This is a genomic window from Achromobacter sp. 413638 (assembly GCF_043119405.1).
In the GTDB taxonomy this organism is placed as follows: Bacteria; Pseudomonadota; Gammaproteobacteria; order Burkholderiales; family Burkholderiaceae_B; genus Achromobacter.
On sequence record NZ_JBICCO010000150.1, the window covers coordinates 1 to 6,195 of the forward strand.

Consider the following 6,195-nt stretch of genomic DNA (forward strand, 5'->3'; position numbering starts at 1 on the left):
CCCCCCCCCCCCCCCGCGGGCCCCCCCCCCCCAGCAGGTTGCGCAGCAGTTCGACGCTGATCATGGCGCCGTGGCGGAAGGCCAGGGCCACGCCCAGCAGCACGGTCCAGATGAGCAGGGCGCGGGTCAGGACCTCGCTCCAGTCGGCCGGCGCATGCAGCACGAAACGGGCGATGACCTGGTAGAAGGCGGCGGCCGCGGCGGCCACCAGCAAGAGTTGGGCGATGACCGAAACCAGCTTGAAGAGCAGGCGGTCGAAGGCGCAGAGCAAACGCATGATGAATGGAGTCCCGCTAGCGATGGGCGCGAACCAGGCAGGGCAGGCCGGCGGACGGCGCGGGCGGGACGGGCGGGCGCTGCCCGCCGGCCCCGGCCCGCGCCTGTCCGCGCCGGCGCGCCGTGCTTACTTGGTGTCGCGGATGGCGTCGATCAGCTTCTTGTCGTACTTCTTGTAGTACTCGGGGTAGGCCGGCTCGACGGCGGCGGCGAAGGCGGCGCGGTCCACTTCGGTGACCTGCATGCCTTCCTTCTTCAGCTGCTCCACGCCGGTCTTCTCGATGTTGTCGACGTAGGCGCGCATGGCCTGGGCCGATTCCTTGCCGGCCTTGTCGAAGTTGGCTTTGTCGGCGGCCGACAGACCTTCATAGACGTTGGCGGACATCAGCACCAGCGCCGGGCCGTAGACGTGGCCGGTCAGCGCCAGGTGCTTCTGCATCTGCGACAGCTTGGCCGAGGTGATGACCGACAGCGGGTTTTCCTGGCCGTCGATGGTGCCCTGCTGCAGGGCGGTGGCCACTTCGGGCCAGGCCATCGGGGTCGGCAGGATGCCGATCTGGCGGAAGGCCGCGATGTGGATGGGGTTTTCCGTGGTGCGGATCTTCAGGCCCTTGGCGTCGGCCGGCGTCTTGACCGGGCGCACGTTGTTGGTCAGGTGGCGGAAGCCCTGTTCGCCCCAGGCCAGGGCGATGATGCCGCGGCTGGGGAACTTGGCCAGCATGTCCTGGCCGATCTTGCTGTCCAGCACCGTGCGGGCGTGCGGCAGGTCGCGCAGCAGGAAGGGGATATCGAAAACCCCGGTTTCGGGAACAAAATTGAGGGTGGCCCCTGTCGAAACGATCGCCAGGTCGATGGTGCCGATCTGCAGCCCCTCGATGACCTCGCGTTCGCCGCCCAGCGCGCTGTTGGCGAACTGCTGCACCTTGTACTTGCCGCCCGTCGAGGCTTCGATGGACTTGGCCATGGCGTCCGCGCCGGCGCCGTAGTGCGACGAGGTCGACAGGGCGTAGGCCATCTTCAGGGTGTTCTGCGCCGCGGCGGGCAGGGAAGCGACCGCCCCGCAGGCGGCCAGGATCGTGGCTGCAAGCCAGGATTTGCGCATTGTCTTCTCCAGTATTCGATATGTTCTTGTCGCGGCGTTGCGCCGCAGTAGCGCATGATAGCGGGATTCGGCCCCCATTCCGGCCGTTGGGTAAGATTGCACGATGATGGATTTCCCTGATGCCTCCCGGGCGCGCCGCGCCGGTTTCTGGTCCACCCTGCGCCTGGGCGCCAGGATGATGATGCGCGACGCGCGCGCCGGCGAGCTGCGCCTGCTGGTGCTGGCGCTGGTGGTGGCGGTGGCCGCCGTGACCAGCGTCGGCTTCCTGGCCGACCGGGTCGGCCGGGCGCTGGAGCGCGACGCCGGCCAGATGCTGGGGGCCGACCTGGTGCTGGACGCCGACGAGCCGGTGCCGGACGCCTTCCTGCAGCAGGCGCGCCAGCGCGGGCTCGAGGTATCGCGCACCTGGCAGTTCCCGTCCATGGTCAGCGCGGGCGACGGCGCCCAGCTGGCCGCGCTCAAGGCCGTCGAGCCGGGCTACCCGCTGCGCGGCGCGCTACGCGTGGCCGAGGGGCCGTTCGCGCCGGACGCGCCGGCGCGCGGCATTCCCTCCGAGGGCGCGGTCTGGGTCGACGGCCAGCTGCTGTCGCTGCTGAATCTGAAGATCGGCGACCTGCTCAACGTGGGCGACACGCGCCTGCGCATCGAGCGGGTGGTGAGCTACGAACCCGACCGGGGCATGCAGTTCGTCAACGTTGCGCCGCGCGTGCTGCTGCGCGCCAGCGATCTGCCGGCCACCGGCCTGATCGCGCCGGGCAGCCGCATCGGCTACGCGCTGCTGGTCGCCGGTCCGCCCGAGGCCGTGTCCGGCTATGCCGGCTGGCTGGGCCAGAACCTCAAGCGCGGCCAGAAGCTGGCGACGCTGGAATCTGGCCGTCCCGAGGTGCGCCGCACGCTGGACCGCGCCCAGCGCTTCCTGTCACTGGTGGCGCTGCTGGCCGTGCTGATCTCGGCCGTCGCGGTGGCGCTGGCGGCCGGGCGCTACATGGCGCGGCACCGTGACGGCATCGCCGTCATGCGCTGCCTGGGCGCGGTGCAGTCGCAGGTCTCGCGCATGCTGACGCTGGAATTCGCGCTGGTCGGGCTGTTCTCGTCGGCACTTGGCTGTCTGCTGGGCTTCGCCGTGCACCAGGGCCTGGTGGCGGTGCTGGCCTCGCTGATCGACACGACCCTGCCCGCGCCCTCGGCGGTGCCGGCGGCGCAGGGTCTGCTGACCGGCCTGTTGCTGCTGCTGGGCTTCGCGCTGCCCTCGCTGGCGCAGCTGCGCCATGTGCCGCCGGCCCGCGTGCTGCGGCGCGACGCCGACACGCTGGGCGCGCGCAGCGCCGCCGGCTACGGGCTGGGCGCGGCGGGCTTCGCTCTGCTGATCTGGTGGTTCGCCGGCGACGCGCGGCTGGGGGCGGTGGTGGCGGGCGGCTTCCTGGGCGCCTTCCTGGTGTTCGCGCTGGTGGCCTGGCTCTGCATCCTGGGCCTGTCGCGCCTGCGTCGCGTGGCCAACGGGCTGCCGTCCCTGCGCTTCGCCCTGGCCGGCGTGGTGCGGCGCCGCGTCGCCACCATCACCCAGGTCTGCGCGCTGGCGATCGGCCTGATGGCGCTGCTGCTGCTGGCCATGACGCGCACCGACCTGATCCAGGGCTGGCAGCGCACGCTGCCGCCGGACGCGCCCAACCGTTTCCTGATCAATGTGCAGCCCGAGCAGCGCCAGGCCGTGTCCGACGCGCTGGCGCGCGAAGGGCTGGGCCGCGTCAGCCTGGCGCCCATGGTGCGCGGCCGACTGATCGCCCTCAACGGCAAGCCGGTGGGGCCGGACGACTATGAAGAACCGCGCGCCAAGCGGCTGGTGGACCGGGAATTCAACCTGTCCTACGGCGATGAACTGCCCTCGTCCAACCGCATCGAACAGGGCCGCTGGCTCGCGCCCGGCGCCGACGAGGTCTCGCTGGAGTCGGGCCTGGCCAAGACGCTGGGCATCAAGCTGGGCGACAAGATGCTGTTCGACGTGGCCGGCCAGCAGGTCGAGGCCGCCGTGACCAGCATCCGGCGGGTGGACTGGGACACCATGCGCGTCAACTTCTTCGCCATCCTGACTCCGGCCGCGCTGGCCGACATGCCGCAAAGCTGGATCACCTCGTTCTACCTGCCGCCCGGCAAGGAGCCGGTCCTGCCGGCGCTGGTGCGCGAGTTTCCCAACCTGACCGTGTTCGACGTGGGCGCCATCCTGCGGCAACTGCAATCGGTGCTGAACGAAGTGGGGCGCGCGGTGCAGCTGCTGTTCCTGTTCACGCTGGCGGCAGGCGTGCTGGTGCTGGCCGCCGCGCTGACCGCCACGCGCGACGAACGCATGCGCGAGGCCGCCGTGCTGCGGGCGCTGGGCGCGACCCGGCGCCAGCTGGCGCGCTCGCAGCGTATCGAGCTGTGGGCGGTGGGCGGGCTGGCCGGGCTGCTGGCGGCCGCCGGCGCCAGCGCGATTGCTTGGGTTTTATCAACCCTGGTGTTCGACTTTGCGATTACCCTCAGCCTCTGGCCGTGGCTGGCCGGCATCGGCGCCGGCATGCTCGGCGCCTGGGGCGGCGGCGCCCTGGCCCTGCGCGGCGTGCTGCGCACCCCGCCCCTGGTCACCCTGAGAGAAACCTGATGACGTCCCGCGTCCATTCGATAAGCGAACCCGTGGATACTACCCGCAGCATTTTTGATCTACTTGGCGGCGAGCCCGGCGTGCGCGCCCTGGTCGACCGTTTCTACGACCTGATGGACATCGAGCCGGACCTGAAGGAACTGCGCGCCGCCCATGGCCCCAGCCTGGACGAGGCCCGCGACAAGCTGTTCTGGTTCCTGTGCGGCTACTTCGGCGGCCCCGATCACTACATCGAGCGTTTCGGCCATCCCCGGCTGCGCGCGCGCCATCTGCCTTTTTCCATCGGCGAGGTCGAGCGCGATCAGTGGGTGACCTGCATGGGGCGCGCGCTGGAGGACGAGGGCATCGAGCCCGCGCTGGTCGATCGCCTGCTTGAGTCCTTTTACGGCGTGGCCGACTGGATGCGGAATAAGTGACCCCCCCCCGAAGCGCTCACGCGCTTCCCCCCCCAGGGGGGCATGCCTGCGGACCGGAGGAGAAGTCCCCCCCGAAGCGCTCGCGCGCATCCCCCCAGGGGGCATGCCTGCGGACCGGCAAAGCCGGCTCCGCGGCATCCCGATGGGGTGAAACCGTCGATGGGGTGAAACCGGTATCCTGCGTGGGTTCATGGCTCTTTTGCGAGAGCCTTTTCATTTTTGAGGTGGCCCGACAATGAAGAAACTCATCAACGATCCGTCCGGACTGGTGCGGGAAATGCTCGAGGGCGCGGCGCGGCAGGCGCCGGGGACGGCCATCCTGGGCGATGAGCATGTGCTGGTGCGCAGCGATCTGCCGGCGGCGGAGCGGCGGCCCGTGGCCGTGATTTCCGGCGGTGGCTCCGGTCACGAGCCGGCGCACGCCGGCTATGTCGGCGCCGGCATGCTGAGCGCGGCGGTCTGCGGCGAGGTATTCACCTCGCCGTCCACCGATGCGGTGCTGGCGGCCATCCGCGCCACGGCCGGGCCCAACGGGGCCTTGCTGATCGTCAAGAACTACACCGGCGACCGGTTGAACTTCGGCCTGGCCGCCGAGCTGGCCCGCGCCGAGGGCATCCCGGTGGAGATCGCCATCGTCGCCGACGACGTGTCGCTGCGCCGGCACACGCCGCGCGAACGTCGGCGGGGCATCGCCGGCACCGTGCTGGTGCACAAGATCGCGGGCGCGGCCGCGGCCCTGGGGCTGCCGCTGGCGCAGGTCGCCGCCGCCGCGCGCGAGGCGGCCGCGCAGCTCGGCTCGATGGGCGTGGCGCTGGGCGGCTGCACCCTGCCAGGCGCGGAAAAGTCCGGCTTCACGCTGGCCGACAACGAGATCGAGCTGGGCCTGGGCATCCACGGCGAGAAGGGCGTCGAGCGCAGCGCCATGCTGCCGGCCGACCAGCTGACCGCGACCCTGCTGGATTACATCGTCGAGGACATGGGCCTGGCGGCCGGCGCGCGCGTCGCGCTGCTGGTCAACGGCCTGGGCGCCACGCCGCAGATGGAGCTGGACGTGGTCATGCGCGCCGCCTACGACAAGCTGGCCGCGCGCGGGATCGCCGTCGAGCGGGCCTGGTCGGGCACGCTGCTGTCGGCGCTGGACATGCCGGGCTGCTCGCTGTCGGTGCTGCGCGTGGACGACGGCCGGCTGGCGCTGCTGGACGCGGCCACGGGCGCGCGCGCCTGGCCGGGCGGCGGGCGGGTCAACCAGGACATCCACGTCGCCGCGCCGGCGATGGAGCAGGGCGAGGCCCAGGCCGCGCCCGACGCCGCCGGCCAGCGCTGGATCGCCGCCCTGAAGCCGGCGCTGGGCGCGGCGGCGGCGGCGCTGCACGCCAAGGAGCCGACGCTGACCGAGCTGGATTCGCTGGCGGGCGACGGCGACCTGGGCGCCAGCATGAAGCGCGCCGCCGACGCCATCCTGGCGGTGCCCGACGCGGCCCTGGCCGATCCGGCCGGCGCGCTGGCCGCGCTGGGCGGCGCGCTGCGCAAGGCCATCGCCGGCAGTTCCGGCCCGTTCTACGCCACCGCGCTGTTGCGCGCCTCGCGCCGGCTGGCGCAAGGCGCGCAACCGTCGGCGCGCGACTGGGCCGGTGCGTTCAGCGATGCCGTGCAGGCCGTCAGCGACCTGGGCGGCGCCAAGGCCGGCGACCGGACCATGCTGGACGCGCTGTTCCCGGCCGCCGCCGCCTTCGAGCAGGGCCTGGCCCAGGGCGCGACGCCGGCCG

At 71.8% G+C, this 6,195-nt stretch carries 5 protein-coding genes; 3 read left to right on the forward strand and 2 right to left on the reverse strand.

Going from position 1 to position 6,195, the window contains the following annotated elements:
* The coding region (locus tag ACEU5R_RS31575; RefSeq protein WP_392413823.1) for a TRAP transporter small permease at positions 1–277 on the reverse strand (277 nt) is incomplete at its 3' end.
* 126 nt (positions 278–403) lie between these two features.
* Positions 404–1,378, reverse strand: coding sequence for a TRAP transporter substrate-binding protein (locus ACEU5R_RS31580; protein WP_103273586.1), 975 nt, complete (start codon positions 1,376–1,378; stop codon positions 404–406).
* 103 nt (positions 1,379–1,481) lie between these two features.
* Between ACEU5R_RS31580 and ACEU5R_RS31585 the strand changes: the two genes are divergently transcribed.
* The 3 genes from ACEU5R_RS31585 to ACEU5R_RS31595 all read left to right on the forward strand — a co-directional run.
* Positions 1,482–4,013: an ABC transporter permease gene (locus tag ACEU5R_RS31585; RefSeq protein ID WP_392413826.1), complete on the forward strand. Its 2,532-nt coding sequence runs from the start codon at positions 1,482–1,484 to the stop codon at positions 4,011–4,013.
* A complete protein-coding gene (locus tag ACEU5R_RS31590) occupies positions 4,013–4,429 on the forward strand; it encodes a group II truncated hemoglobin (protein ID WP_199770826.1) in 417 nt (138 codons plus the stop codon). The genes ACEU5R_RS31585 and ACEU5R_RS31590 overlap by 1 nt, the downstream gene beginning before the upstream one ends.
* A 235-nt stretch (positions 4,430–4,664) precedes the next feature.
* Positions 4,665–6,195, forward strand: a 1,531-nt coding sequence (locus tag ACEU5R_RS31595) for a dihydroxyacetone kinase family protein (RefSeq protein ID WP_392413827.1), incomplete at its 3' end; no start/stop codon positions are given.